This window comes from Fodinibius sp. Rm-B-1B1-1, assembly GCF_038594945.1.
Lineage (GTDB): Bacteria > Bacteroidota > Rhodothermia > Balneolales > Balneolaceae > Fodinibius > Fodinibius alkaliphilus.
Genome location: NZ_JBCFYD010000001.1, coordinates 901,930 through 928,388, shown reverse-complemented (window position 1 = coordinate 928,388; position 26,459 = coordinate 901,930). Strand labels below are relative to the sequence as shown.

The following is a 26,459-nucleotide window of genomic DNA, read 5'->3' as shown; positions in this document are numbered from 1 at the left end:
TTTAGTAGCATCACGGTTTCCGTGGTGCTACTTTTTTTATTTTTGCTCCCCTCCATCAATAGGTAGCTTTACCGAACTGCGTACATGCAGATCGCGCTGTGGAAATGGAATCTCAACGCCATATTTTCTGAACGTTCGTACAATCGCCTGGTTCAGTTCGTTGCGAACTTTGGGATACTGTTTTACATCCGGAATCCATACCCGAAGCTGCATATTCCATGACGAATCCCCAAATTCATTAAGGAACACTTCGGGCTCGGGATTTTGCATTACATTGCTATTATTATCGGCCACCTCCCGAAGAGCTTTCAGAACATTATCTAAATCAGAGCCATACGATACACCCACACTAATATCTAATCGATAGGTGGGATCACCATGGGAATAATTTATTACATCCTTTGAAACGAACTCAGAATTAGGGACTACAATCGAAATATTATTGACCGTCTGCACCATGGTAGACCGAATATTGATCTCGGTAATATCACCCTCAATTTGATTAACCATCACCCGATCTCCCACACTAATAGGACGCTCAAAAAGGATAATAAGTCCCGATATAAAATTGGAGGTTACATTCTGCAAGCCAAAACCAATACCAACAGAAAGCAGCCCGAAAATGACCGTAAGGCTACTGAGATTAATTCCCACAAAATTAAACGACACCAATACTCCAATAGTGATAATTGCATATTGGGTAATACGCGCCAGAGTATAGCTGGTGCCAGAATCAACCTTTAAGCGTTTTAGAATGCGTCGCTGCAAGGCTCTTCTCGCGAATATTCCTATCCCAATAAAAATAGTTAGCAGCAATAAGAAAACAAGAATAGAAACGACGGTAACGGACGATTCGCTCATCTTAAACAACTCAAAGTTTAAGATGTCCCGGATATAGCTAAAAAATTCATCCCAAGTCATAGCAATAAAGTATATTAATTCAGAACTAATACGATAAGCAAAAAAGATACCGCTCACAATAGAGCAGCCTTAATAACTATTTTAATGACCAAGATCTGAGGATGAAATACTGTACTCCCACAGCTTCTCCCCATCAGAACTATAGGTTTCAAGAATTAACCTTCGATTATCTTTTTCTCCCTTCACATGCATCATGCCAAAATTTTGATCATCATAAACTAACGTACCATCGACGCGCTGGGGATTTTCGAACTCTTTGGATTCTTCGAGATTCCCATAAGTTCCACTACTTAACGGTGAAGAAGTAAACTCGTAGATAGGATAAGCATCTTCTCGTTCTTCCTTTAACAACTCGGTAAAATGGCGATCACCCGATAAAAACAGCACCCCCGGGATGTCATGCTCATCCAAAAACTCCATGAGAGTTTCATATTCTTCACCATAGGCCACCATCGACTCGTGCTCATTCATTTTATTAATAACTTGGTTGCCCACAACCACAATTTTAAAGGTGGCATTACTACTCACTAAACTATCCATCAACCACTGCAGCTGCGCTTCGCCAAAGAAATCCTTGTCTTCTTTTTTTAGCTGATTCGGTGCCCGATGATAGCGATCATCCATCAGGAAAAACTCTACGTCGCTGTATTTATACTTCGTAAAAACCCCATCGGTTTCTTGGGTTCCATAGCCGGGGTTCGCCCAATAGCGCTTAAAAATGTGTAGTGCTTCTTCGCGCAAACGATAAGATCGATCCGAATTATTGGGACCGTAATCATGATCATCCCAGGTCGCTAAATTAATGGCATTGGCCAACAGGGGCTGCATTTCCGGCGTATTGCGGGCATCCTTAAAACGATAGTCTAATCTTTTCTTGGAATAAAAGTCAGGCTCACGATAATAAACGTTATCCCCCAGCCACAGCATCATATCTGGATGCTTATTGGTGATATGTGTTAAAATTTCCGTGCCCTTTCCATAAGGCCTCCCGGGGCGATCAAACTCCGAATCATTTATATACAGGCACGATCCCATCGCCACCGAAAAGTTAGGCGCTGGCTTTCTCCACTGCCACAGTTGCTGGGTTGTAAATTCTGTTTCGTAGGGCAGCTTTACTTTTTCTCCCTCAATAGAAAACTCGTACTTATACGTTGTTCTGTAATCAAGGTCCGTCAGTTTTATTTGTGAGGTATTGGATTCCAGTGCCAGCGTTGAGCTACTAAATTTATGTTTAGGGGCATCTTTTTCTCCCTTCTTCCAATAAGTTAATTCAAAAGATGCCGGCTTCGTGGTTTGTATCCATAAGTTTGCTTCCTGCATCTCCACATATCCCAGCATGGGGCCCGCTTCCAGCAGCGATTTACTTCCCTGCGCTTGTACAAAGCCTACAGAAAAAACAACAAATAGCAGCGAAAGCGTAAAATATTGATGAATGCATTTGATCATAAATCTATGGATATAGTGATTGGTCAAAGTGAACTGTTAATATCCGGTTTTATCCGAAGAAAAATAACCGCTTATTTCCCAACGGTTTTCGTTGAATATACCTGATGATTGCAGTATTTTCATCATCACTTAATTTAGAGCACTTAATCTAACTACTTATTATGCGCATCATCATTTTCGGACCTCCCGGCGCTGGCAAGGGAACACAAGCGAATCTCATTAGTGAAGAGTACGACATTCCCCATCTTTCTACTGGAGAAATATTTCGATCAGCTATAAAAAATGAAACGCCCCTCGGTAAAGAAGTTAAAGCAATTTTAGATGCCGGCGACCTCGTGCCCGATGAGAAAGTAGTTGATTTGGTTGAGGAGGAGCTTAAGGATGAGAAATACGACGACGGCTATATTTTGGATGGATTTCCACGCACTGTTCCCCAGGCCAAAGCCTATGATGCTATTTTGGATAAAAAAGGCAAGACCCTGAATGCTTTTCTGCAGCTGGAAGTCCCCCAACACGAACTTGTAGATCGCATTTTGACCCGTGGCGAAGGGCGCTCGGATGATTCTCCTGAAAAAATAAAAAATCGCCTGGCGGTCTATCGTGAAGAAACAGCCCCCGTTCTCAATCACTATAAAAAACAGGATGTGGTAAAAACGATTGACGGCGTAGGATCAATCAAAGAAATATTTGATCGCATTAAAGAAACACTTGGTTAGCAATTAGCTTTAGGTGTATATAACTTTTAAAGCCCTCTTTTGGTATGGCCGAAAGAGGGCTTTTTTATTGCGGAAATTTCCTCGTCATCAAATCCTCTATCTGTTTTAGCGGCAATTCCTTACAAGAATAGAATACACTGTTAAATATCTTTTCTATTCCTTTTCATCAACTTTACTTATAAAATTATGAAATCATCAATTTTTGGGATTGCTATAATTGGAACCTTCTTATTCACCGGATGTACCACTTCCGGGGCTTTTCTTTCCGCCAATCAAACTCTGGTAAACCTGGAGCAAGCCAATTACACCATTACCGCTATTAATGTCTCCGGTTATTCAGAAACCGCCTATGTTTTGGGATTTAGCTATTCGACTGGCCTTACAACCAATACTTTTGCAGCCGGACGTGTGGAAGGTACGGGTATGCTTTATAAAGAAGCGCTCGAAAACTTATGGACTAACTATGAGAAAGATAGTGGGACGATCAACGGGAAGCGGTTAGCCCTTGCTAATGTGCGTTACGACACCGATATCCTGAACCTTATTATCTATACCAAAGTGATGGTGAACGTCCGTGCCGATGTGATTGAGTTTACAGATTGATAAGTCCTTTTTTTATAGAAATAATATGAGTTAGTCGTTATTCTTAAACCATTTACGATCCAAGGACCAATGTCCCCCGCCTTTAATCATCAGGAATATACTTCCAAGCCACATCGCCCAGTCGGTGCGCATTTCGTGAGCCATACTCCAAAAGCCATAAGTACTAAGCTCCCGCAATTCAAACGGGCCGAAGGAGGCCCCGAAAGCAATAGGTATTTTAGTTACGATGATGGCAACGCTCATAATACAGAAGGTGAGAAAAGCGCCACCACGAGTAAATAGTCCAAAAAGAATCAACAGCCCAGCCAGTATTTCAAAGATGCCTACAAAATTGCCGAAAAACTCTGGGGCGGGAAATCCCATGCTTTCAAAACGACCAACGCCACGCTGAGCCGGATACAGAAATTTTTGTATTCCCTCGGTTAGAAAAACTGATCCCACCATCAAGCGTATAAGGATAGTAGTCTTGGCTTCATCAGTCTTTAGAATTTGTTGAAACATAAAATTAATTTATAATATTAACCAACTATTTAATTACTATCATTTCGGGCTAACTCTTCAATAATCCCCGGCGTCACATCCATAATGCTTTGGGCTTTTTTAAACTGTAGTGCTCCTGGCCCATAGGTGAAAAGTGGTACCTTATTAAAAGTGTGAGTTTTGGTCGACAAATCTTCTACATTTCCATGATCGCTGCAAAGTACGATGGTTGTATCACTGTTTTTTTTATTAATAAGATGCCATAAAAAGCGGTCGTAGGTTTGTAGATAATGAGCAGCTTTATCTAATTCTTGACTATGTCCCGCTTTATCGGTGAGATAATATTCATGCAATAGTAGATCATATTTCTCATTTTGTTCCAATAACCGATCTGCAGCCTCTTCGGGACTAATTTCTGGTACATCAATATCGAGATGCTCCCCCCAGGCCTGTTGTGTTAACTCAGCAGTTAGTGCCTGACCGTTCTTAACTTCTTTGGTGGTATTTAGTGATATGTTTGCACTTTTAGTCATCAATGTAGTACAACTCCAACGATTTCGCTTTCGCGCTTTTTGAAAGAAAATATCCGGGTAGGCATTTATAAAATTAGCCCGCTTACCTAATTCTTTAGCTTTTATAAACAAGCTTTCCTTTTTTAAAAATGGCTTTATTCCAGAGTGAGGAAATGGTCCAAAGTGCTTTCCAATTTTTTTCGAAGCATTCTTCCCTGTAAAAAGTGCTGTCTGCCCCGTCCCGCTTTGCGGTAATCCCTCTACCCCCAAGCGGGCATCTACATATTTAAACAGATAGTTAGTTTCGGTAAGTTCTGATGCTTTTTTTGTAAATGACTGATCTCCGGCCATAGCTGAAAATCCGCGGTAGGTAGATTGAGTAAAGGGATTTGCTTTATTGGCTTTTCCCAATCCCACCCCATCTATAAAAAGAAAAATTACGGACATAATTGTTTAGTAGATACAAATTTTATGCTAAATGTAACCTTCGAAAATAGAAAGAAAAAAATCGTAATAACATTCCATTTAGTCATATAAATATATACGCCCATCATCCCTATTGTAACAGTGAAAAATTATTCTCGTAGCCTATACATCATTTTAAGAAACTAAAAATTACGAGATGTCTACTAAGTTATACTTTCTTTCCCTGATGTTTGGAATACTTTTTCTGTTCAATAGTTATTCATCAATTTTAGCCCAAGAGCAACCTACTCCTGAAAGATTAATTTCACATAAAAATCCAGAACAGATCGCCCTATCCCCAGATGGTACGAAAGCCATTGTTCATACACGTAAGGCAGATGTTAAAAAGAATCGCCATAACCAATCGATTAGACTCCTTTATACAGATTCACCGGAGAGAAATAAACAGCTTTCATTACCTAAGGATACTAAGTCTGTAGAGTGGTTACCTGATGGTCAACATATTGCTTACCTGGCACAGGCAGATCAGCGACCACAAGTTTGGATTAAAGAAATTGGCCGCGATTCATCCCGACAAATAACAAAAGAGCGTGCAGGAGTACAGCAATTTTCTATCGCTCCTGATGGTAAAACTATTGCTTACACCACGGTAGATATGAAAGCCATGGCAAAAGCAAGAAAGCAGGCCCAATCGCAAAAAATACAGGGAGTAGAAGTCGATCTGCTAACATTCAGCGCTCATAAAATTAATAACCTCCAGCGAAATAGTTCTCCACCTTCTATGCAGGCATTTATTTCAGATCTGGATGGAGGAGGTAAAACACTTATTAGCGATACACTATCCGTTAAAAATTTTAAATGGTCACCAACTGCTAAAAAAATTGCTCTTACCACAATTAAATCGCCGATGCAATCTACTGGCCTTCCTACCCGAAGTAGTGATTTAGCTATTTACCAAATTAATAATGACCAACTTGAAATAATTACTGAAGCCAAACAAAACCCAACCAGCTTTTTTAAGGATGTCATTTCTTTTTCGACCCCCTTTTGGTCGCCATCCGGAGATAAGCTGGGCTTTGTGCGATATGATTTCTCCGATCGATGGTCAACCACAGGCGAAATTGGTTTGTATGATCTTAAAAGTAAAAGTACAAAAATGATTACCTCAGCCAATAAGCAGGAATTCTATAAACCAAAGTTTCACTGGATTGAGGACAATTATATCCATATAGAGCAAACCACAGAGGCGCAACACGGACTTTTTAAACTCTCGATTGATGATGCAAACCTTAGTACCATAAATGTTTCTGATGATCATAAATCAAATTTTTCATTCAGCTCCGACGGACAATCATTGATCTGGGTTCAACAAAGTATTAACCAGCAACCGGAAATATTTTATGCAGATCGGAATTTTGATAATATGAAACAAATATCGGACTTAAATGGAGATCAAAACTTCCAGCTGCCAGAAATAAAATCTATTGTCTGGCAGTCAGATGATGGTACCGAAGTCCAGGGATGGTATATTTATCCTGTAAATCTAAATAATAAACAGTCTCCACCGGTTATTACACTACTCCACGGCGGGCCCGGACTTCCAGTTACTAATAAATTTCATCCCTATCTACAACAGTGGCCTTTTCCTATTCAGAGTTTAACTGCAAAGGGATATGCTATTTTTATACCTAATTATCGACATACCAAATCGTTTGGCAAGGATTTTATGATCCCTTCGAAAATCGATAAAGAACCAATAGAAGACGTGATTTCAGGAATTAAATATTTAGTTAGTAATAACATGGCTGATAAAAATAATTTAGGAATCTCCGGTCATAGTCACGGTGGTTGGTTAGGTCCCATGGTTGCAGCGGAAAACCCTATATTTAAAGCCGCTTCTTTTGCCGAAGGATTTGGAAATTATTTATCTCTGTATGGTCATTTGGACGGTGCGCGTAACAAGGAACTTCATGAATATTATTTAGAATTCGCTCCGTATGATAATCCAGATCGATATTTAGAACTCTCTCCTATTTTTGAAGATAGTTTAACTACTAAAATTCCAACCTTGTTGGAGTTTGGGCAACATTCTCCCGTTGCAAAACAAGGTGTAGAATTTGCTAAAGCATTCTGGCGACAAGATACCCCTCACAAGCTCACTATCTATCCCGGTGAAGGACATAGCATCCGATCTCCAGCCTTACAAGCTAATGCCATGAAACGTAATATAGATTGGTTTGAAAAATGGATGGATTAATAACTATAAGAAATATTGTATCTCCATTTCATCCTGCGTACCCCGACCTTTCGGGGTTTCAGGATCTCTTATATCATGTATGCTGCAGATGCTGAAATAAATTCAGCATGACACTTATCTTTATATACTAAAGTGTAACCTAATCTCACCGCTCCATAACCAATGTTACCGGTCCATCATTATGAAGTTGGACATCCATATAAGCCCCAAATTGACCTGTTTCTATATTGAGGTCGGAGTGCTTTTCAAAATAAGCTACCATATCCTCATAAAGTTGATCGGCTTTATCCGGTCCTGCTGCCTCAAAGTAACTGGGTCGATTCCCCTGCTCATAATCCCCATACAGAGTAAACTGAGGAACTACCAGAATTTCACCCTTCACATCCTGTACCGATAGATTCATCTTCCCATCTTCATCATCAAATACACGCAGTTTCAATATTTTTTCAGCCAGCCACTGCATCTGCTCCTCGGTATCATCCTCATGGACGCCCACCAACAACATCAGGCCATAACCAATCGCACCAACTCGCTCATCATGCACAAAAACACTCGCTTCGGATACCCGTTGTAGTACTATCTTCATATCTAAGTCTGTTAATAACCCTGTGGATAAGTATGTGTATAACTTCTTCTTAAAATAGATCAACCAAAACCAACAAAATTTCTCCACAGCTTTCAACAATAGAATATTATTTTCCACAAGTTATACAGTAAAAATTAGCTGTCGATAACATTTTTTACTTGACATTCATTTTACTGTAGATTGTGGAAAACTCAAATTAAATTCTGCTAAGTCCTTGATTTTATTGATACTCTTATCCACAAAATAATCCACAATTAAAGACCAGTCACTTAAAAATTGTGTGTTAAAAAGTTATCCACTTATCCACAGTAACTACTATGTACTACAAATATTATTTATTTAATGTTATTTATGGTTTCCGGTGGATAATGTGGAGAAATATTTCTTAAAAACGAGAATGAAGTTGGCTATATTTATTTGAGTCAAAAAACTGAACAAATTTTCCCATATCTCCAATGAGCAAAAAGAAATTTACCTACAAAGATGCTGGCGTTGATATTGAAGCCGGAGAAGAAATGGTTGAATCCATAAAAGGCCTTGTCAAAGAAACCCACAGCGATGCTGTATTACATAATATTGGCGGTTTTGGAGGATTCTTTCGTCCCAATTTAAGCAGCTACGAAGATCCCGTATTTGTCAGTAGTGTAGATGGAGTAGGTACTAAGCTGATTGTGGCATTCAAATCCAAGAAGTATGATTCTGTGGGACAGGACCTGGTTAATCATTGTATTAACGACATTGCTGTTTGTGGAGCCGATCCGCTCTTTTTCCTCGATTATTTTTCCACCGGAAAACTTGAGCAGGAGGTTGGATACCAAGTCGTAAAAGGATTCTCAAAAGCATGTAAAGAGAATGGTGTAGCCCTTATTGGCGGTGAAACAGCCGAAATGCCAGATATCTATAGCGAGGGAGAATTTGACCTGGCGGGAACTATTGTAGGTATGGTTGATCGCAAAAAAGTTATTGATGGCTCAGATATAGAAAAAGGAAATATTCTGTTAGGTTTTCGAAGTACTGGTCTTCATACCAATGGATATTCTTTGGCGCGTAAAGTGCTGTTTTCTGAATATGAAGTTTCAGATTACGTGGACAAATTGGGAGCCACTGTGGGAGATGCCATGTTGGAGGTTCATAAATCTTATCTTCCCATCATCCGGAAATTACGGGATTTAGATGGTGTAAACGGCTTTTCTCATATCACTGGTGGAGGTATTATTGGGAATACCAAGCGTGTAGTCCCTGATGAACTAACTATTCAGTTAGACTGGGGGGCATGGCATAGACCCGCCATTTTTGAGCTCATCAAAGACTTAGGTAACGTACCTGAAGACGATATGCGGGCTACTTTTAACTTGGGTATTGGGCTTATTGCAGTTGTTGACCCTAAAATAGCAGATCAAGTAAAAGAAAGTGCTGCCGAGATCGACGAAGATATTATTGAACTGGGAGAGATAAATTAGCAGGCTCTGTTTATCCATAGATTAGTAAAGACTTTTCAATAAGAGCGCTGAAATAGCTAAAATTTAATTTATGAATCTATTGTTTAATTAAAGTATCTGTATTAACTTTGAAATAAAAAGTACTTTGTATGAAAGAAGAACGGGATTACATTCAGGATATCGCAGAGATTCGCTCAATGATGGAGCGTTCATCCAAATTTCTGTCGCTCTCAGGATGGGCAGGGGCAATGGCAGGCATCTATGCATTGGCGGGGGGGTATGTGGCTTACAACATGTTAGACTTTAATCCGGATACCATTTATTACAGCTCCCCCAATCTGTCTGCGGTTATTGCAGTAGCAGTTTTAGTAATGGTGCTGGCAATCGGCACGGCAATTTTTCTCTCCTATCGAAAAGCGAATAAGCGGGACGAAACAGCGTGGAATGCCGCATCTCGAATGTTGTTAGTCAACATGGCAGTTCCATTAATAGCAGGCGGGATATTAATATTGATTTTATTGTCAAAGGGGCTTGTAGGGTTGGTCCCGCCCTTAACGCTGCTTTTTTACGGTCTTGCGTTATATATGGGCAGCAAGTTTACTTACGATGATTTGAAGTTTTTGGGACTCATCCAGATGGGGCTTGGATTGTTAAGTGCCGGGCTTATTGCATACAGCTTGTTTTTTTGGGGGATTGGATTCGGAGTAGTTCATATCGTTTATGGAATTTATATGCATTTGAGATACGAGCGGTGATAAACTGTGAAACTATCAATCGACGATTTACATAAGGCGTTCGAGAGCCGGGTCAGGCTCGGAATCATGTCGGCGTTGGCTGTAAATGACAGCCTTGATTTTACGTCGCTGAAGGAGTTTCTGGATGTGACGGACGGCAATCTGGCCACCCACATCAAGAAGTTGGAGGAAGAAGGATTTATTGAGGTGCAGAAGTCTTTTATCGATAACAAACCCAATACGAGTTACTCCATGACCACAGAGGGACAAAAAGCATTTGAAGATCATCTAAAAGCACTGGAAAGCATTATCAATTCACAAAAATAATGGAGATAAATCTATGAAATTAGACAGTCAGAAAAAGGGAAATACGCATACAATACTATCGATTTTGATTACCGTGATCGGTTTGGCGTTGATGGTATTTATGATCACAGTGGAAAGTGAACCGGGCGCTATTCCATTGTTGCTTATTGTAATTGGTATCGGATGGTATGTTATATCGAGATTCAGAATGCGGTCGCAACAAACATAACCATGGGCCGGTAAAAATTTTTACTTATGTACTTTGTAATTAAAAGTACTTTCAAATAACAAATAAATAAACCAAGAGGTTATTCACATGGAAACAACTAACAAATTATTCAAAGCCGCTAAAATGCCTGCGATCGTTACGGTTTTATTGCTATTGGTGCCTTTAGTGGCAATGCTTTTCACCAATGAGGTCGTCTGGGATGAGACTGATTTTATTGTGATGGGTATTCTCATATTCTTCACCGGCTTTTCCTATAAGCTGGTTACAATGAGTTCGGGGGATTTTCTGTACAAAGCAGCTATGGGATTGGCATTTATAACGGCACTTTTCCTGGTTTGGTCAAATCTTGCCGTTGGCATTATCGGATCTGAAGACAACGCAGCTAATCTGATGTACTTTGGGGTAGTCCTGTTTCTGATCATAGGCTCCTTCATTGCCCGCTTCCAGTCAAAAGGAATGGCGTATGCTTTATTTGGAACGGCCTTTGCCCAAGCATTAACTATCGGAATCACACTTGTAGTCGGAATGCAAGATTATCCGGGAAGCTCAGTATATGAAATCATCATGGTAAATGGATTTTTCATGACCCTGTTCTCGGTATCTGGCGGGTTATTCTGGCTTGCAGCTGAAGAGAATAACGGAATGGATGTGGAAACATCGGCTTAACTCATAAAATAGAGCTATTCGATGAAACTACTTGAAAAATTTCCTAAAACAATAAAGAAATACAACGAGGCCATAGTCGCCTTTGCTCTTGCAGTAGCAGCTGCCGCGTTTATTAAATTGCCGACACTTTTTGGGATTTCACTGGGCCAGAATGAGAGTTTCTACCTCCGCAATATGAGCCTCTTCGTACTACCACTACTGACCGGCTATTTCATCTGGAAACGGCGCCCCGACACCCGTATCCTTCCCTGGATAGCTCTGGTATTTATTGCGGCAGGGATATTTGCCAACGTCTATGCATTCGATCGGCAGAGTGATACTGAGCTACTTTTGGCACTGCACCTGCCTATCACACTCTGGTTGGTCGTGGGCATCGCTTATACAGGTGGCCGGTGGAGCCAGGTTGGCAGGCGCATGGACTTTATACGATTTTCGGGGGAACTTTTCATCTATTACGTTTTAATTGGTCTCGGCGGTGGCGTTTTAACACTATTCATGGCATTGATTTTTAACACCATTGCAATCGATATTGAGCCGTTTTTTGAGTCGTGGCTACTGCCATGCGGCGCAGTCGGAGCCGTCATCATTGCAGCTTGGCTGGTCGAGCTCAAACAGGATATAGTGGAAAGTCTGGCATCTATGTTGGCACGGCTTTTCACTCCTCTGTTTACCATTGTGCTAATCACTTTTCTGGGAACCCTGCTGTGGACCGGACGCGGATTGGAGATCGAAAGGGATGTGCTTATCGCTTTCGATATGCTCTTGATCGTGGTTCTTGGACTTCTGCTCTATTCCATCTCTGCCCGGGCCCCCAACTCCTCTCCTGGTGTGTTCGATGTAGTACAGATCGTGCTGGTGATCAGTGCCTTAACAGCCGACGTGGTGGCGCTGTGGGCCATCGCTGAGCGTATAACGGAACTTGGTTTCACTCCAAACCGTGTGGTGGCTCTCGGTTTGAACGTAATCCTGCTGGTCAATTTGGTTTGGTCTGCAAGACTATATATTCGCTTTCTACAAGGAAAGGGATCGTTTTCAGATATTGAAAAGTGGCAGACCGATTACCTGCTGGTTTATGCCGTATGGGCGGCGATTGTTGTGATTGTCATCCCACCGTTATTTGGATTTGTGTGACTTAATATCACAATAAGATAAGTTATAAATAAAAAAGGCAGCCTGGTTGAAGGCTGCCTTTTCAAATTGAATTGAAGTTGCAATCAGATTACTTCAGATCGAAGCGATCCAATTGCATTACTTTGGTCCATGCATCAACGAAATCTTCCAGGAATTTCTCTTCAGAATCTTTACTTCCATAAACTTCGGCAATAGCCCGAAGCTCAGAGTTGGAGCCAAAGATCAGATCTGCACGGGTAGCCGTCCACTTAACTTCTCCACTATCACGATCCCGACCTTCAAATAAATTACGGTCGTCAGAAATCGCCTTCCACTCATTGCTTAAATCAAGGAGATTCAGGAAGAAGTCGTTAGTGAGTGTTTCTGGCTGATCAGTAAATACGCCATGCTCAGATCCATCATAATTGGTGTCGAGCACACGCATACCACCAAGCAGAACGGTCATCTCAGGCGCTGTCAAGCTCATGAGTTGAGCTTTATCAACTAACAGTTCTTCAACTGTTGCATTGCGATTTGTATCAAAATAATTACGGAAACCATCTGCATCCGGCTTGAGCCATTCAAACGATTCTTCATCTGTTTGTTCGGCAGTAGCATCGGTGCGTCCCGGTGTAAAAGGAACCGTAATATTATGACCGGCTTTTTCTGCAGCTTTTTCAATGGCAGCAGCACCTCCAAGTACAATCAGATCAGCAAGTGAAACTTGTTTGTCACCAGATTGAGTACTGTTAAAATCATCTTGAATACCTTCAAGCGTTTCAAGTACATTAGCTAACTGCTCGGGGTTATTGACCTCCCAATTTTTCTGCGGAGCTAATCGAATGCGAGCACCGTTTGCACCGCCTCGTTTATCTGATTCGCGGTATGTTGACGCCGAAGCCCACGCCGTAGAAACTAATTCAGATACCGTTAAGTCGGTATCGAGAATCTCTTCTTTTAGTTGGTCAATATCTCCATCATTAATTAGTTCGTGATCAACTTCTGGTATAGGATCTTGCCACAGGAGATCTTCTTCGGGAACTTCTGGTCCTAAATATCGAGACTTTGGTCCCATATCACGGTGGACAAGCTTAAACCATGCGCGCGCAAAGGTATTGGCAAATTCATCCGGATTCTCATAAAAATGTTTAGAAATTTTTCTGTATTCCGGATCTACTTTTAATGCCAGGTCCGTTGTCAACATCATCGGTGGGTTCTTCTTGGATGAATCATGGGCATCAGGTACCGTACCATCACCTGCTCCATCTTTGGGCTCCCACTGATATGCACCTGCGGGACTTTTAGTCAGTTGCCATTCATATTCAAACAGGTTCTCAAAGAAACCCATGTCCCATTCAATAGGTTGGTTGGTCCATGCACCTTCCAATCCACTGGTAATTGTATCCGGACCTTTACCGCTACCATAACTGTTCTTCCAGCCGAGCCCTTGCTGCTCAATAGGAGCTGCTTCAGGATCTGGTCCGTTATGTTCTTCAGGACCGGCACCGTGAACCTTTCCAAAGGTATGTCCACCAGCAATAAGTGCAACCGTTTCTTTGTCATCCATGGCCATACGCTTAAAAGTTTGGCGGATAAAGTCGGCTGCTTTTTCTGGATCGGGTTCGCCATTTGGCCCCTCGGGATTAACATAAATCAATCCCATATGGTCAGCTGCAAGGCTTCCTTCAAGATCACCGTCTTCATCATGACGTTCATCGCCCAGCCATTCTTGTTCGGGTCCCCAGTTAATATCTTTTTCGGGTTCCCAGACATCTTCACGTCCGCCACCAAAACCGAACGTTTCAAAGCCCATAGATTCAAGAGCAACGTTACCAGTCAGAATCATCAGATCAGCCCAAGAAAGTTTCTTTCCATACTTTTGTTTAATGGGCCAAAGAAGGCGACGTGCTTTATCAAGGCTTACATTATCAGGCCAGCTGTTAAGGGGGGCAAAACGTTGGTTACCGGTACTTCCACCTCCGCGGCCATCGGCAACACGGTAGGTACCAGCACTGTGCCAAGCCATCCGGATAAAGAGCGGACCGTAGTGTCCCCAATCTGCAGGCCACCAGTCTTTGGAATCGGTCATTAACTCATGAAGATCTTCTTTTACCGCATCCAGATCTAATTTTTCAAACTCTTCAGCATAGTCAAAATCCTCATCCATAGGATTAGATTTAGAAGAATGCTGTCGAAGAATATCCAGATTTAATTTATTGGGCCACCAATCACGGTTTTTAGTACCTCCCCCCGCTGTTTGTTTGGTTGATCCATTATGAAATGGACACTTACTTTCATTGCCATTTACGTTATAGCTTTCAGTATCGTGAGATGAATTCTGATTTTTTTCGTTAGCCATGCTAAACTGATTTATCTATTTATATTTGTCCACCCTAAACTTACTAAATCATTTAAAGACATCTCTTATAGAAATTTACTATAACTTATATTCATGATACTTATGATATAACCCCTTTAGCCATTAGCAGGGCATTTAAAATGCTACTACTTTGGTACTCTGTAGATATTCTACCATAAAAAATTAATACTGATACCGACGAATGAAAAAGTATTGCTATTTATTTTTGTTTTTGTTCACCGCACAGTTGACGGTGGCGCAAACAACATCCCGTGAATTCAGAGACTTCTCCCATCAGCAAAACGAGTATATAGTTCGTGTCAGTGACGGGACTTACCGAATACAGTTTTATACGCCGAATATTGTAGAGACATCTTTTATTCCAGAAGGGGAAAGCTATAAGAAAAAATCCCACGCCGTAGTATTAAAACCTAAGGAAGTAAGTGTTGATGTTACTGCGGCAAATTCATTTGTAAAGCTTAAATCGGGTGGGTTATTAGTTGAAATACAAAAAGAGCCTTTTCAGATATCGTATTACAGAGATAACAAGTTGGTAATTAAAGAAAATGGTTATCATGAAGATTCTCTGAAAACAATACAGTTTGAAATTTCTGAAGAGGAGGCTTTATACGGGGGTGGAGCTCGGGCACTGGGTATGAAGCGACGCGGCCAGCGGCTGGAATTATATAATAAAGCACATTATGGCTATGGTAAAACAAGCGATCTGTTAAATTATACCATGCCGGTGGTATTATCTTCAAAACAATATTTACTGCATTTCGATAATGCTCCGATTGGGTATCTGGATTTAGATAGCTCATCAAATAATATACTTAGTTATGAAACTATTGGTGGGCAGATAACTTATCAGGTAGTTAGTGGTAGTTCATGGCTTAATATAATTGATAACTATACCGATTTAACCGGTAAACAGCCGATGTTACCACGCTGGGCGATGGGTAATTTTTCCAGCCGATTTGGTTATCATTCACAAAAAGAAGTGTTAGAGACCACCAGACTTTTTAGAGATGAAGACATTCCACTGGATGCGATTATCCTGGACCTGTTCTGGTTTGGGAAGGAGATGAAAGGCAACATGGGCAATTTTGAATTTTATGCTGATTCTTTTCCCGAGCCTGAGCAGATGATTAGCGATCTGCACCATGATCGGGTCGAGACTATTTTAATTACTGAGCCTTATGTGCAGACGAGCTCCAAGCGATGGGATGAAGCGGTTGAGCAGGGTGTGCTGGCCAAAGATTCGCTGGGTAATCCCCTCACCTTTGATTTCTTTTTCGGTAATACTGGCATTGTTGATGTATTTGATAAGAAGGGGTACAACTGGTTTAAAGAGATTTATAAAGAGTTATTAGAAATGGGTGTTGCCGGAATATGGGGTGATTTGGGAGAACCGGAAGTACATCCCGAGGAAGCTGTTCATGCGATTGGAACAGCGAACGAAGTGCACAATATTTATGGCCATCAGTGGGCCAAGTTGGTGGATGAAGCCTTTTACGAGTATGATCCGGATATGCGTCCCTTTATCTTAATGCGGGCTGGGTATTCGGGTTCGCAGCGCTTTGGAATTATCCCGTGGACGGGGGACGTAGCTCGAAGTTGGGGCGGATTGCAAAGTCAGCCCGAAATATCGCTGCAGATGGGTATGCAGGGTATTGGATATATGCACAGCGATCTGGGTGGATTTGCCGGCGATAATCTGGATGATGAGTTGTATGTACGGTGGATGCAATATGGAGTTTTTCAACCGATATATCGCCCCCACGCTCAGGAAGCCGTGCCCAGCGAGCCGGTCTTTCGAAGTGATAGCGCCAAGAGGTTATCTGGAAAAGCGATAGAGTTGCGATACCGGTTGTTGCCCTACAATTATAATTTAGTATATCAGAATCATAGAACTGGAGCCCCACTCATGCGTCCACTGTTTTTTGAAGAGCCGGATAATGAAAAACTATTTAACTATGATGAGGCCTATCTGTGGGGCCATGATTTTTTGGTGGCTCCTATCGTAGAATCTGACCAAACGGAAAAGGAAGTCTATTTTCCGGATGGATCAAACTGGTATGATTTCTATACGGATAAAAAATACGAGGGTGGTAAATCGGTGAAAGTAGCAGTAAATGATACGACTATTCCCACTTACGTTCGCGGAGGGACATTTATTCCTATGACTGAAGTAGTGCAAAATGACAAGAAATATACTGGGGACAACTTGATTTTGCATTACTATGTGGATGAGAGCGTAAACAGATCGCAATCGGAGTTATATAATGATGATGGATTGACAAGAGGTGCTGTGGATAAAGGGAAGTATGAAATATTAACGTTTGAGGCTGAGAAAAATAAAAATCGCTTGGACATTGAATTTCAGGCTAACATTGGAGAAAATTATTCACCATCAGAGAAAAATATTGAGCTGATTGTTCATAATTTAGAAGCCCGGCCCGAAAAAGTAATTGTTAACCAAAAGAAAGTTTCTGCCAGTTGGGATCAAGAAAATGAGCAAGTGCGTGTTCCATTTCGTTGGAATACGCAGGAACCGGCATCTATAAAGATTTACCGATACAAATAGTGTATTTGATTACTTAAAGAAATTATCGATACTACTTTTGAATTAAATGTATAAGTAATAAATAAGAGTGGTTATGGATTTTATTAGTGGATTATTTGTAGATTTAAGTTTATTAGGCGGGATAGTACTATTTATCATGAGTTTCTTTAAGAAGTATGAAAAGTATCGGTATAAAATGATGATTGTCGGAGTGGCACTAATTGTTATTTGGATAGCATTTGTCGATACTGCTTCATTACAGGAAGCTTACCGAGAAGGATATGAAGCAGCACAGGGGATTTAACAATGATAACTGAAAGGGACTTAACCCATTTACAGCGTTGCATTGAGCTGGCCGAAGAAGCAGTAGAGGCTGGAGATGAACCATTTGGATCAATACTGGTTTCAAAGGATAATAAAGTACTCTTTGAGGATCGCAATCGTGTAAACACAAAAAATGATCCAACTCGCCATCCAGAATTTGCAATTGCAAGGTGGGCAGCAGAAAACCTTGATCCTAAAGAACGAGTAACAACTACGGTTTATACTTCGGGAGAACATTGTCCCATGTGCGCTGCTGCGCATGGGTGGGTTGAGTTGGGACGTATTGTGTATGCAAGCTCAAGTACACAGTTGACTAAATGGTTAGATAATATTGGGGTGGGGCCGTCTATGGTGCAGTCGTTGTCCATTGCAGAACTTGTGCCGAGTATTGAGGTAGAGGGACCAGTGCCTGAACTTGCCAAGAAGGTCAAAGCTCTGCACAAGCAATTTCATGGTTCAAAATAATTGGATAGTTCCCTGTGTTCTCGTTACGCCAACTGGAGAGATTATTTTCCTATCTTGCCCTACCAGAAATAATATTAGTTTTTAGTATTATTCCACAAAACAGGGAGCAACAGAAGGATCAAAATTACCTTAAGATATAGTTTTTATGAAACAGAATAATCGGCCGTCACTGCTATTACTACACGGGGCACTGGGCACGTTGGAGCAATTTGATTTTTTAGTCCCGCAGCTAAAAGAACACTTTGTTGTACACCGAATAAATTTTGAAGGCCACGGGGATGCAGGTCCCACCGACAGCCCTTTCCGTATTTCCTATTTTGCTGAAAATGTTTTGGGGTATATGGATGAACACGGCATTGAAGCTGCTAACTTTTTTGGATACAGTATGGGCGGGTATGTAGCGCTGGTATTGGCTAAAAACCATCCACAAAGAGTAAAAAAAGTGGCTACGCTGGGGACGATTTTGCAGTGGAATGAAAAAATAGCAGAACAGGAATGCCAATATCTGCATCCGGGTAAAATAAAGGAAAAGGTGCCTCATTTTGCAGAGCAGCTCAAAGAACGCCATCTGTCTGGATGGGAGCGCGTGGTAAACAATACACGTGATATGTTGCAATATTTAGGTGTGAATCCCGAAATTGAATCAGAAGATTGGAAGCATATTACTTGTCCATTGCGTTTTCATATAGGAGATCGGGATACTACGGCCGGACTTGCTGATACGGCGGAGATTTATCAGAAAACGGAAAAATCTGAGTTAGTAGTGCTGCCCAAAACCGGGCATCCTATTACAGAAGCGGATAAAGATTATCTTATGCTATCGCTTGAAAAGTTTTTTAATGAAATAAAAAAGACTGATCTGGATGACCGGGCTCAGAAAAAGAATGGCAGCAGAACGGAATAATTAATTGATGAAAGATGGTTTAATCCCAATAAAAGGACATACTATGAAAAGTATAACAGGTTTTGCGTTGTCAATATTGGCAGTGTTTTGCATGGTTCAGCCGTTACAAGCACAGCAGTCAAATAACTTTAAGGATCAATTTACCCGGCATTTCGACTATGCTTCTCGCGTATTGTCTCTGGCTGAAGCAATGCCGGCAGAGAAATATTCCTGGCAACCGGAAGAGGGGGTCTTTTCAGTGGAAAGAGTGTACACACATATCGCCCGGTATAATTTCTATTATCTGGAAAATTCGCTCGGCATCCCCGCCCCCGATGACGTGGATGTAGAAAATATAGAGTCTATAACAGGCAAGAAAAACGTAGTGGATATCCTGGAGCATTCTATAAAGCATGTCAAAGATGCTATTAAAGAAATGCCAGAGTCAAAACTGAGTGAACAAACAGAAATGTATGGGCAAACAGTTAACGGACAAGCTGTTTTGATGCAACTTATCACGCATAAGAGTGAGCACGTAGGTCAGTCAATAGCGTATGCCCGTATGAATGGGATTGTACCGCCGTGGAGTGAATAGCTTATGGTAAAATGAGTAACGAGCATAATTACTCGTTACTCATCCTTTATTTATCAAACCTTTTTAAACACTACAATACCATTGTGGCCCCCAAAGCCAAAGGTGTTGCTCATTACCACATCTATATTTTTCTCTCTGGCTTCACCCAGCACGATATCCAGTGAGGAGGGGATTTCTTCATCAATATTTTCGGTATTGATGGTGGGGGGCACCAGGTTATTGTTGATGGCTTTAATACTGGCAATTGCCTCGATAGCTCCAGCTGCCCCTAAGAGGTGTCCCGTCATTGATTTGGTAGCCCCAATGGATAAGTGATCGGAATCTTTTCCAAAAACGTTGACTGCGGCTTTAATTTCACTGATGTCTCCCACAGGGGTGGAAGTTGCGTGTGTATTCAGGTAATCCACATCCTCAGCATTGAGCTCACTGTCATTGAGTGCTTGTTTCATCGCTGCGGTAGCTCCCTTTCCTTCCGGATGGGTAGCCGTCATGTGATAAGCATCGGCCGTCATGGCAGCACCGGTAACTTCGGCATAAATATTAGCACCGCGTGCCTTGGCGTGTTCATATTCTTCCAAGATAAGCGTTGCAGCTCCCTCTCCCATTACAAAACCGTCGCGGTCTTTATCAAATGGACGAGAAGCTGTTTTGGGATCGTCGTTGCGCTGTGACATGGCACGCATAGCCGAAAATCCGCCAAAAGAAGCCTCTGTAATACCCGCTTCGGATCCACCGGTAATCATTACTTTGGCCTTGCCCCAGCGAATGTAATTAAGCGCATCCATAATAGCTGTATTAGAGGTTGCACAAGCCGAGACAGTGGCGTAGTTGATACCCATTAGTCCATATTTCATAGAAATCATTCCAGGCGCCATATTGATGATCAGCTTGGGGACGAAGAACGGGTTAAAACGCGGGTTGTAGTCGCGTTCAGCATAATTACGTACTTCTTCTTCAAAGGTTTTCATACCGCCCTGACCACTGCCCCAAATAACGCCGGTATCGAAGGGATCCATCTCATCAAAATCGAGTCCCGAATCTTCAACCGCCTGATTGGTGGATACTAATGCGTACTGACTGTAGGGATCAGAACGACGAATGGTATTATGTTCTAAATGCTCGCTGACGTCAAAATCTTTGAGCTCACAGGCAAAATGTGTGCGAAATTGAGAAGGATCAAAATGGGTAATGCGATCGGCTCCACTCATACCATTGGATAGGTTTTCCCAAAAATCGGGTACGTTATTTCCAAGCGGAGATATGGCTCCGAGCCCAGTTACTACAACTCGTTTAGGCTTGCTCATTATAAAAAAGAGTAAATTTTATTGCGATGAAAAGGTCAATATGCAGAAATAATTGACAAGATAAGTCGCGTGGAAATTACGGATTCTTTAAGCTTCCACCAATTTGTTATCCAGAGTCGGAATTTTTGAAGCTACAAAGTATCATAAATTAAAAAAGCCCTCCCGAGAGAGGAGGGCTTAAGTAACAGGACTATCGGATTGTGTTAGTCTGTCTGTGTTGCATAAAAACGTTCGGTATCAATTTCGTCTCCATCCCAGTGCTGTACCGCAACCTGTTCAAGATCCATGGGGCCATCGGCTCCTTTGAAAGTAACAGTCATAGTAGATTCTACAGCTGTTATTCCTTCGTCTTCATTAGAAGTAATGCCGGAAACTTCGATACCGTGAAATTTTTCAACACTGCTAAAAAATTCTTTCTCGCGTTCGCGGTTTGCCTCTTTGCCTTCAACAGTTGTTCCATCTTCCAAAATCATGGTTACGTCGTCGGCATAATATTCTTCAAAAGCATCCATTGCGGTGCCTTGTGCGATATGGTTATAAATGTCGTTGATCTTATCAAAATAATTCATAGATGTAAAATAATTTAATATTGAAGTATTGGTTAGATGGTGTAACGATGGCCAGGAAAAAATAGTTTCTGAAAAAGAATTTTTTTGGTTGCGGGGAGGGCTGCATCAATCTATCTTTACATTCAACAGCAAACCGAATATAGTTTAAGGATTATGGCCAAGGTTAAGCTCATCGATATAGCACATGGAAGAAGTGGTGACAAGGGGGATGGCAGTAATGTGGGAGTGATTGCCCGCCATCCTGATGTGTATCCCTTCCTAAAAGAGAGGTTGACTGCAGATGTCGTCAAAGATCACATGAAGCATATCTGTGAAGGCGAAGTAGAACGCTATGAATTACCCAATATTGGCGCGCTTAACTTTGTGCTACATGAAAGTTTGGGCGGCGGGGGCACGGTATCCCTAAAACTGGATGCCCAGGGAAAAACGCATGCCTCAATGTTGCTACGGATGGATATTGAAGTACCTGATGGGCTGCTGGAGAAAGTAAAAGAAACAGCATAGAAATTTTTGTGATGTTCTGTGTTACATTCAGATCATATTGTTACACTTCTACATCTCGTGCTATAGCATTATTCACCCGATCACAAAAAAAGTGGTCGGATGATGTAATTTACGAATGTAGAATCATGACACATCGTGTTTCTATATTACCCCGTTCTTCTAATCTTTTTTAGTGTGTCTAAAAAAATCACCCGGCCATTTTTCTTATTCCATCGTAAATAAATTGTATCGACAGGGCCGCCAAGAGCACACCTAAAAATCGACGGAGAATTTCATCGCCAGTTTTGCCAATTATTTTTTTTAGATAGGCTGAGGTCAGCATCAGAATAAATGTAAGTAGTAAAATAGTAACAATGGCAGCTACTACAGATAGGTTAGCTGTTGTCTCAGAAGCGTTGGAAAATAAGAGGATGGCCAGTGTTAGTGCACCCGGTCCTGCCAGCAGTGGAATGGTCATGGGAAAGACGGATATATCTTTTTTGATTGTGGTATCTTCATACTCTACTGCTTCAGTAATCATATTAAAAGCGGTATAGAATAAAAGTAGTCCGCCTGCAATCCGCAGGGAGTTGATGTTAATGCCCAGCTGATCGAGCAATGCTTCGCCGTAATTTCCAAATACGATGAGCAGTACTACCGAAATCAAAATTGATTTTAGGGCCATCATACGGCGGTGGCGTTTTGCCCCTTCTGGGATAAGAGAGTGAAAAACTAATGCTGCTCCAATGGGGTCAATAATGACAAAGAAGCCAGTCAAAGCATTTAAATAAACTGCTAAATCCATGGTGATTACAATTCTTTCCTAATTAACTAATTAGTGAATTCAATAGGAATGGTTACTTTGGTTTTATCCCATTCCATGATGATGTTTGTTTCGTCTTCAAAGGTTTCAGAAAATCGGATGGTTAGGGCTTCGGTACTTTTCTCGGCCGTTTGTTTTGGAACGTCAACGCGGAGGACATCTTTAGAAGTATCGTAATCAAATGCACCCCACTGCCCCAATGCACTATTTAAAATGACAGTCCACATATTTTCTTTTTTAGGGATAGTAAAAACCGAGTAGGTTCCTGCATCAAGGGGTTTTCCTCCGAAGATAATATTATTCGTTGTGGTAATTTCGGTAGCTTCATTAGCTCCTGTTCGCCATACTTCGTTATAGGGAACGAGCTCACCGAAAATTTCGCGGTTGTTTTTATAAGGCTGACCGTATACGATTTTTATATAGGTATTACTTGGTTCGTGGCTGGTTTTTGCAATGGCGATGGGGCTTTTTCTTCGTTCAGAATTTAGCTCTTGGGGTTTGGGATCGGTACATCCGGTAAAAAGAAAAAGTCCGACGAATAGATAAAAAGGAATATTTTCAGAGAGATAAAGGGGGATACTCATATCGAACAGGAATAGATAAATCTGTGATGTGAAGCTGAAGTATACGTTTAAAAATCTCCTATAAAAAATTGATGCTGCTTGCGAGTTGGCTCATACCCAACACCCACGCCAATATTGAATCCGATGTTACCAAAGCGAAAATTTACGCGCAGACCAAGTCCAAATACAGATCGGGAATCGTGGTGCCAATCTGAAAAGGTGGGATCAACAACTGTATTCGAAAAAGCCACCAGGTAAATATTACTTAAGTAAAAAGGAAGCAAAAGGCCTCCATCATCAACATATGTTATGGGAGCAGTATAGCGAGTGCTAAAGCTTAGCAAATTGCGGGAACTGGGAAAAATAGATTCTGAAAATCCATTTGAAACCAAACTTTGATTGTCAAAAATAAAGCCCGATTGAGTTAATCCCCTCATTCCCAATCGCAGCGATTGATTCCATTGACGGAGGGGAGAAATATAAGCAAACATCCCTCCTTGCCAGGCGGTCTGTGCGGGTGCAGAAAATTGGAAGTCACGTTCTGCGGTAGAAAATGAAACGGTATCCCCCGATAAGTAATGCTCAATCTCTGAAAATAGTATAACTCCTGTATTTGGTTGAATATCCCGAATATTTTGCTGTAAGCGGTAGTTGAATCGGACTAACATGTCGCCAACCGTTGTATTAGCAAATTCCGAAATAGCGTTCTGAAAATTTGTATCCCAAAATCGTATTTGTGACTGACGAAGTTCTGGGCTTATTGACAGAGAAGTGTTATAAATATTTTGATTGAACCGTATGCTAAAAGGAACGCTAAAAGCCAGGCTACGTTCCTGTCTGCCCAAGAAGGCGTTGTTGGAAACTGCTCGATATGATGGTTCATTGAAAGCACGAAGTCTAAATCCTGGCCAAAACGTTTTATTTTGATATGAAAAATCGTACCAGCCACGTTTTTTAAAATAGGTAACTTCTCCCGAGTACGCCTGGGTAGATAATGTATTTACGCTATGCAGCGAAAGACCTACCTTATATTTGTTTTGATTCGACACCTCTTCGGCATTAGGCAAAATCGTACGGGGCTTTAGCCAGCTGGCGCTTGATGAATAGGAGTCCGTTTCCCATGATTGCGAAGCTGTTGTAATAGAATCAGAAATAACACTGACGGGTTCGAGATTTCGTCGTGTCGTTGTTTTCCAACGCTGTTCCGATATAGGCCGATTGAAAAAATCGTTTCGTTCAATCAGCGCCGGAAGCCGCTCATTTTTATCCTGCCGGATAAAGGCAACCCGGTTGCCATCGGGATTGTAACTGCCTTCAAAAGCATTAAATTTCATATTCGTAATTTGCAGAATTTCCTGCTGCGATAAGTTGTACTCGTAAAGCTGCATCGTCCCCGAAAAGTCGCTGCTAAATAGAATTTTGTCCTCATTGGGGTGCCACTCGGGATCAAAAACTGAGCCGCTCTCAAAAGCTACATCTGGTTCTTGGTCCAGCTGCTTGGCAACATTACTCCGGCCTGTAATCCAAAGAGCTTGCTGTTCTTTTTTGTTGGATATAATAGCTAACTGCTTTTGGTCAGGGCGTGATGCCACGGCTTTTATTTCATGGTTTGGGTCCGAAAAAACCTCTTGTTCATCATTAAAGTTGGTGCTTGGAAGAGCTATCAGCTTCGACCGACCAGGATGTGATTTAAGGGCAAATAATCCATCCTCAAAAAAAGTAGGAGCATACAATCGTGATTGTTGCGTTAGCTGTTGCTTTTGTTGGGATTCAAAATGGTAGCTTACTAATTCTGTTTTGGCCGTACTATCATAAATAGGATCTGTTTCGTAATAGCTGAATACCATCTGTGAGCGATCATTAGACAGCGTGTATTGAAAGTCCCGCACCGAGTTGGTTGCAATGATATGATTCAGGCTGTGGTTGTTCAGATCATAGCTATAAAATCCTGGGCGGGCATTATAAAACGAGCCATAAAAAATAAGTCTTGAGTCGGAGAGCCACTTTGGCCGACGAATTTCCCGACCTCTAAATGGAAGGTTCAGTTCCATAAACCGGGAATCATGCTCATCGGCATTGAGCTTATTTTTGTGATGCTTCTCGAATTGATCATAGAGTTTTCCAGGCCAGGAACCGGTAACACGACGGAGCGCGAAGCCGTATCCCAGAAAGGGAAAATCCATATAAAAATCGAGCACTTTCCGTGTGGTTTTATCACCATAGGTGGTATGAAGCCAAGTGATAAATTCATAACCGCCTATATAGTGCCGGCCAAAGGGACGTGTGTAGTCGGGTGGCTGAATGAGTTGCCTCATTGACCAGCGTTTATTGCTATCAAATGTGGCATCAAACTGATTGGTGAAAAAGGGATAATTGCCACGTCCTCCGTGTTCGGCAATATTTGTTGTCTCGTGATAAACAGCAATGCCTTCGGTAGCCCCGGGTGGTAAGGCCCCGTGAATAGAGCGCGCCAGGTCAGGTGAAAAAAGGCTCACAAATTGAGGAATATTGTAATCACCGAGATTGCTGAATTGCAGTGCGTGGACCAGTTCATGTGGGCCCACATTGGTCAGCCAACTACCCGTTTGTGGATTTAGCGACTTGCCTTTGATAGGTGGTAGCTCAATTTCTGACCGGAAGTTAAAGGGGGTTACAAAACCGTTAGAACGGTCGTTGTAGTTATTTAATATGATGGGAAAGTTTTGGAGCTGCCCTCCTACCAACCGTTGTACCTTGGGATATTGTGATTCTAAAATCTGTGCCATCTCTATTGCCTGCCTGTCATTCTCAGGTGCATAAACAAATTTGAAATGAGCAGTTTTCAGCTGTTGCCAATGTTGATTGGGTGGGCGGTATTGAGTGGGATACAGCTGGGCAAAACAGTTGGCATGCAACAAGAAGAGGAAAATAAAAGAGTATAATAGTTTGGAAAACATGCCACTTTGTATTGATTGAATGATGAGCCAATCTAACAAAGATTGATGGCTATCATCAACAACAGTTTTTTGGCCCTCTTTTGGTTTCTCCTTTAGCTCCTCCATAAAAGGGCTAAATTTGCAATCTAATAAATATTTAAGATCATCTTGTTACTGTC

26 protein-coding genes are annotated in these 26,459 nt (G+C 41.5%); 15 read left to right on the top strand and 11 right to left on the bottom strand.

The features are described 5' to 3' along the window. Nucleotides 1-36 precede the first annotated feature (36 nt). Nucleotides 37-921, bottom strand: a complete 885-nt coding sequence (locus tag AAFH98_RS04285; protein ID WP_342521444.1) for a mechanosensitive ion channel family protein — start codon at nt 919-921, stop codon at nt 37-39. 81 nt (nt 922-1,002) lie between these two features. Next, nucleotides 1,003-2,367 carry an alkaline phosphatase D family protein gene (locus tag AAFH98_RS04280; RefSeq protein ID WP_342521443.1) on the bottom strand — a complete coding sequence of 455 codons (1,365 nt, stop codon included), beginning with the start codon at nt 2,365-2,367 and terminating at the stop codon, nt 1,003-1,005. 161 nt (nt 2,368-2,528) lie between these two features. On the opposite strand from AAFH98_RS04280, the gene AAFH98_RS04275 reads away from it, so the two are divergent. Then, on the top strand, nt 2,529-3,083 hold the full coding sequence (locus AAFH98_RS04275; RefSeq protein ID WP_342521442.1) for an adenylate kinase: 555 nt from the start codon (nt 2,529-2,531) through the stop codon (nt 3,081-3,083). A 186-nt stretch (nt 3,084-3,269) separates the two neighbouring features. Next, the gene (locus tag AAFH98_RS04270) at nt 3,270-3,686 is read left to right on the top strand and encodes a DUF6567 family protein (RefSeq protein ID WP_342521441.1); all 417 of its coding nucleotides are present in this window, start codon (nt 3,270-3,272) and stop codon (nt 3,684-3,686) included. A gap of 30 nt (nt 3,687-3,716) precedes the next feature. Here the strand turns inward: AAFH98_RS04270 and AAFH98_RS04265 are convergent, their stop codons facing one another. Both AAFH98_RS04265 and AAFH98_RS04260 read right to left on the bottom strand, forming a co-directional pair. Beyond that, nucleotides 3,717-4,187, bottom strand: coding sequence for a DoxX family protein (locus AAFH98_RS04265; protein ID WP_342521440.1), 471 nt, complete (start codon nt 4,185-4,187; stop codon nt 3,717-3,719). Between the two features lie 29 nt (nt 4,188-4,216). Then, nucleotides 4,217-5,125 (bottom strand): alkaline phosphatase family protein, encoded by a 909-nt coding sequence (locus AAFH98_RS04260; protein WP_342521439.1) that lies wholly within the window; start codon nt 5,123-5,125, stop codon nt 4,217-4,219. A 175-nt stretch (nt 5,126-5,300) separates the two neighbouring features. Here AAFH98_RS04260 and AAFH98_RS04255 point away from each other — a divergent pair, with 175 nt between their 5' ends. Beyond that, nucleotides 5,301-7,361, top strand: coding sequence for an alpha/beta hydrolase family protein (locus tag AAFH98_RS04255; RefSeq protein ID WP_342521438.1), 2,061 nt, complete (start codon nt 5,301-5,303; stop codon nt 7,359-7,361). Between the two features lie 145 nt (nt 7,362-7,506). On the opposite strand, the gene dtd is transcribed toward AAFH98_RS04255, so the two are convergent. Further along, nucleotides 7,507-7,947: a D-aminoacyl-tRNA deacylase gene (gene dtd, locus AAFH98_RS04250; protein ID WP_342521437.1), complete on the bottom strand. Its 441-nt coding sequence runs from the start codon at nt 7,945-7,947 to the stop codon at nt 7,507-7,509. 455 nt (nt 7,948-8,402) lie between these two features. Here dtd and purM point away from each other — a divergent pair, with 455 nt between their 5' ends. From purM to AAFH98_RS04220, 6 genes are all read left to right on the top strand, one after another. Continuing rightward, entirely contained in the window at nt 8,403-9,407 is a 1,005-nt protein-coding gene (purM, locus tag AAFH98_RS04245) for a phosphoribosylformylglycinamidine cyclo-ligase (RefSeq protein WP_342521436.1), read from the top strand. 128 nt (nt 9,408-9,535) lie between these two features. After that, a complete protein-coding gene (locus tag AAFH98_RS04240) occupies nt 9,536-10,141 on the top strand; it encodes a hypothetical protein (protein ID WP_342521435.1) in 606 nt (201 codons plus the stop codon). Between the two features lie 6 nt (nt 10,142-10,147). Beyond that, the gene (locus AAFH98_RS04235; protein ID WP_342521434.1) at nt 10,148-10,447 is read left to right on the top strand and encodes a winged helix-turn-helix domain-containing protein; all 300 of its coding nucleotides are present in this window, start codon (nt 10,148-10,150) and stop codon (nt 10,445-10,447) included. Nucleotides 10,448-10,460: 13 nt separating this feature from the next. Continuing rightward, a complete protein-coding gene (locus AAFH98_RS04230) occupies nt 10,461-10,655 on the top strand; it encodes a hypothetical protein (protein ID WP_342521433.1) in 195 nt (64 codons plus the stop codon). A gap of 87 nt (nt 10,656-10,742) precedes the next feature. Beyond that, nucleotides 10,743-11,321 (top strand): hypothetical protein, encoded by a 579-nt coding sequence (locus AAFH98_RS04225; RefSeq protein WP_342521432.1) that lies wholly within the window; start codon nt 10,743-10,745, stop codon nt 11,319-11,321. Between the two features lie 21 nt (nt 11,322-11,342). Then, complete coding sequence (locus tag AAFH98_RS04220; RefSeq protein WP_342521431.1) at nt 11,343-12,452, top strand: hypothetical protein; 1,110 nt, start codon at nt 11,343-11,345, stop codon at nt 12,450-12,452. Between the two features lie 88 nt (nt 12,453-12,540). On the opposite strand, the gene katG is transcribed toward AAFH98_RS04220, so the two are convergent. Then, on the bottom strand, nt 12,541-14,790 hold the full coding sequence (gene katG, locus AAFH98_RS04215; RefSeq protein WP_342521430.1) for a catalase/peroxidase HPI: 2,250 nt from the start codon (nt 14,788-14,790) through the stop codon (nt 12,541-12,543). A gap of 226 nt (nt 14,791-15,016) precedes the next feature. Here katG and AAFH98_RS04210 point away from each other — a divergent pair, with 226 nt between their 5' ends. From AAFH98_RS04210 to AAFH98_RS04190, 5 genes are all read left to right on the top strand, one after another. Beyond that, on the top strand, nt 15,017-17,377 hold the full coding sequence (locus tag AAFH98_RS04210) for a glycoside hydrolase family 31 protein (RefSeq protein WP_342521429.1): 2,361 nt from the start codon (nt 15,017-15,019) through the stop codon (nt 17,375-17,377). Between the two features lie 73 nt (nt 17,378-17,450). Next, a complete protein-coding gene (locus tag AAFH98_RS04205) occupies nt 17,451-17,660 on the top strand; it encodes a hypothetical protein (RefSeq protein WP_342521428.1) in 210 nt (69 codons plus the stop codon). A 2-nt stretch (nt 17,661-17,662) separates the two neighbouring features. Further along, complete coding sequence (locus AAFH98_RS04200; RefSeq protein ID WP_342521427.1) at nt 17,663-18,145, top strand: nucleoside deaminase; 483 nt, start codon at nt 17,663-17,665, stop codon at nt 18,143-18,145. Nucleotides 18,146-18,290: 145 nt separating this feature from the next. Continuing rightward, nucleotides 18,291-19,049: an alpha/beta fold hydrolase gene (locus tag AAFH98_RS04195; protein WP_342521426.1), complete on the top strand. Its 759-nt coding sequence runs from the start codon at nt 18,291-18,293 to the stop codon at nt 19,047-19,049. A gap of 43 nt (nt 19,050-19,092) precedes the next feature. Continuing rightward, nucleotides 19,093-19,623: a DinB family protein gene (locus tag AAFH98_RS04190; RefSeq protein WP_342521425.1), complete on the top strand. Its 531-nt coding sequence runs from the start codon at nt 19,093-19,095 to the stop codon at nt 19,621-19,623. 53 nt (nt 19,624-19,676) lie between these two features. Here the strand turns inward: AAFH98_RS04190 and fabF are convergent, their stop codons facing one another. Continuing rightward, nucleotides 19,677-20,927 (bottom strand): beta-ketoacyl-ACP synthase II, encoded by a 1,251-nt coding sequence (fabF, locus tag AAFH98_RS04185; RefSeq protein WP_342521424.1) that lies wholly within the window; start codon nt 20,925-20,927, stop codon nt 19,677-19,679. A 203-nt stretch (nt 20,928-21,130) separates the two neighbouring features. Further along, nucleotides 21,131-21,496 carry a nuclear transport factor 2 family protein gene (locus AAFH98_RS04180; RefSeq protein WP_342521423.1) on the bottom strand — a complete coding sequence of 122 codons (366 nt, stop codon included), beginning with the start codon at nt 21,494-21,496 and terminating at the stop codon, nt 21,131-21,133. Between the two features lie 153 nt (nt 21,497-21,649). Between AAFH98_RS04180 and AAFH98_RS04175 the strand changes: the two genes are divergently transcribed. Beyond that, on the top strand, nt 21,650-22,000 hold the full coding sequence (locus AAFH98_RS04175; RefSeq protein ID WP_342521422.1) for an AtuA-related protein: 351 nt from the start codon (nt 21,650-21,652) through the stop codon (nt 21,998-22,000). Between the two features lie 187 nt (nt 22,001-22,187). Here the strand turns inward: AAFH98_RS04175 and AAFH98_RS04170 are convergent, their stop codons facing one another. From AAFH98_RS04170 to AAFH98_RS04160, 3 genes are read right to left on the bottom strand one after another with little or no spacing between them, the layout of a single operon-like run. After that, a complete protein-coding gene (locus AAFH98_RS04170; protein ID WP_342521421.1) occupies nt 22,188-22,784 on the bottom strand; it encodes a MarC family protein in 597 nt (198 codons plus the stop codon). A 26-nt stretch (nt 22,785-22,810) separates the two neighbouring features. Further along, nucleotides 22,811-23,386 (bottom strand): DUF2911 domain-containing protein, encoded by a 576-nt coding sequence (locus tag AAFH98_RS04165; protein WP_342521420.1) that lies wholly within the window; start codon nt 23,384-23,386, stop codon nt 22,811-22,813. A 47-nt stretch (nt 23,387-23,433) separates the two neighbouring features. After that, complete coding sequence (locus AAFH98_RS04160; RefSeq protein WP_342521419.1) at nt 23,434-26,406, bottom strand: hypothetical protein; 2,973 nt, start codon at nt 26,404-26,406, stop codon at nt 23,434-23,436. Nucleotides 26,407-26,459: the final 53 nt, after the last annotated feature.

Excerpts from the sequence above, each read along its gene's own strand:
- AAFH98_RS04270 (WP_342521441.1), top strand. The coding sequence starts at position 3,270 with ATGAAATCATCAATTTTTGGGATTGCTATAATTGGAACCTTCTTATTC.
- AAFH98_RS04195 (WP_342521426.1), top strand. The coding sequence starts at position 18,291 with ATGAAACAGAATAATCGGCCGTCACTGCTATTACTACACGGGGCACTG.
- fabF (WP_342521424.1), bottom strand. The coding sequence starts at position 20,927 with ATGAGCAAGCCTAAACGAGTTGTAGTAACTGGGCTCGGAGCCATATCT.
- AAFH98_RS04175 (WP_342521422.1), top strand. The coding sequence starts at position 21,650 with ATGGCCAAGGTTAAGCTCATCGATATAGCACATGGAAGAAGTGGTGAC.
- AAFH98_RS04220 (WP_342521431.1), top strand. The coding sequence starts at position 11,343 with ATGAAACTACTTGAAAAATTTCCTAAAACAATAAAGAAATACAACGAG.
- AAFH98_RS04160 (WP_342521419.1), bottom strand. The coding sequence starts at position 26,406 with ATGGAGGAGCTAAAGGAGAAACCAAAAGAGGGCCAAAAAACTGTTGTT.
- AAFH98_RS04205 (WP_342521428.1), top strand. The coding sequence starts at position 17,451 with ATGGATTTTATTAGTGGATTATTTGTAGATTTAAGTTTATTAGGCGGG.
- AAFH98_RS04280 (WP_342521443.1), bottom strand. The coding sequence starts at position 2,367 with ATGATCAAATGCATTCATCAATATTTTACGCTTTCGCTGCTATTTGTT.
- AAFH98_RS04265 (WP_342521440.1), bottom strand. The coding sequence starts at position 4,187 with ATGTTTCAACAAATTCTAAAGACTGATGAAGCCAAGACTACTATCCTT.
- katG (WP_342521430.1), bottom strand. The coding sequence starts at position 14,790 with ATGGCTAACGAAAAAAATCAGAATTCATCTCACGATACTGAAAGCTAT.
- dtd (WP_342521437.1), bottom strand. The coding sequence starts at position 7,947 with ATGAAGATAGTACTACAACGGGTATCCGAAGCGAGTGTTTTTGTGCAT.
- AAFH98_RS04190 (WP_342521425.1), top strand. The coding sequence starts at position 19,093 with ATGAAAAGTATAACAGGTTTTGCGTTGTCAATATTGGCAGTGTTTTGC.
- AAFH98_RS04230 (WP_342521433.1), top strand. The coding sequence starts at position 10,461 with ATGAAATTAGACAGTCAGAAAAAGGGAAATACGCATACAATACTATCG.
- AAFH98_RS04225 (WP_342521432.1), top strand. The coding sequence starts at position 10,743 with ATGGAAACAACTAACAAATTATTCAAAGCCGCTAAAATGCCTGCGATC.
- AAFH98_RS04200 (WP_342521427.1), top strand. The coding sequence starts at position 17,663 with ATGATAACTGAAAGGGACTTAACCCATTTACAGCGTTGCATTGAGCTG.
- AAFH98_RS04260 (WP_342521439.1), bottom strand. The coding sequence starts at position 5,125 with ATGTCCGTAATTTTTCTTTTTATAGATGGGGTGGGATTGGGAAAAGCC.
- purM (WP_342521436.1), top strand. The coding sequence starts at position 8,403 with ATGAGCAAAAAGAAATTTACCTACAAAGATGCTGGCGTTGATATTGAA.
- AAFH98_RS04180 (WP_342521423.1), bottom strand. The coding sequence starts at position 21,496 with ATGAATTATTTTGATAAGATCAACGACATTTATAACCATATCGCACAA.
- AAFH98_RS04165 (WP_342521420.1), bottom strand. The coding sequence starts at position 23,386 with ATGAGTATCCCCCTTTATCTCTCTGAAAATATTCCTTTTTATCTATTC.
- AAFH98_RS04255 (WP_342521438.1), top strand. The coding sequence starts at position 5,301 with ATGTCTACTAAGTTATACTTTCTTTCCCTGATGTTTGGAATACTTTTT.
- AAFH98_RS04285 (WP_342521444.1), bottom strand. The coding sequence starts at position 921 with ATGACTTGGGATGAATTTTTTAGCTATATCCGGGACATCTTAAACTTT.
- AAFH98_RS04170 (WP_342521421.1), bottom strand. The coding sequence starts at position 22,784 with ATGGATTTAGCAGTTTATTTAAATGCTTTGACTGGCTTCTTTGTCATT.
- AAFH98_RS04275 (WP_342521442.1), top strand. The coding sequence starts at position 2,529 with ATGCGCATCATCATTTTCGGACCTCCCGGCGCTGGCAAGGGAACACAA.
- AAFH98_RS04240 (WP_342521435.1), top strand. The coding sequence starts at position 9,536 with ATGAAAGAAGAACGGGATTACATTCAGGATATCGCAGAGATTCGCTCA.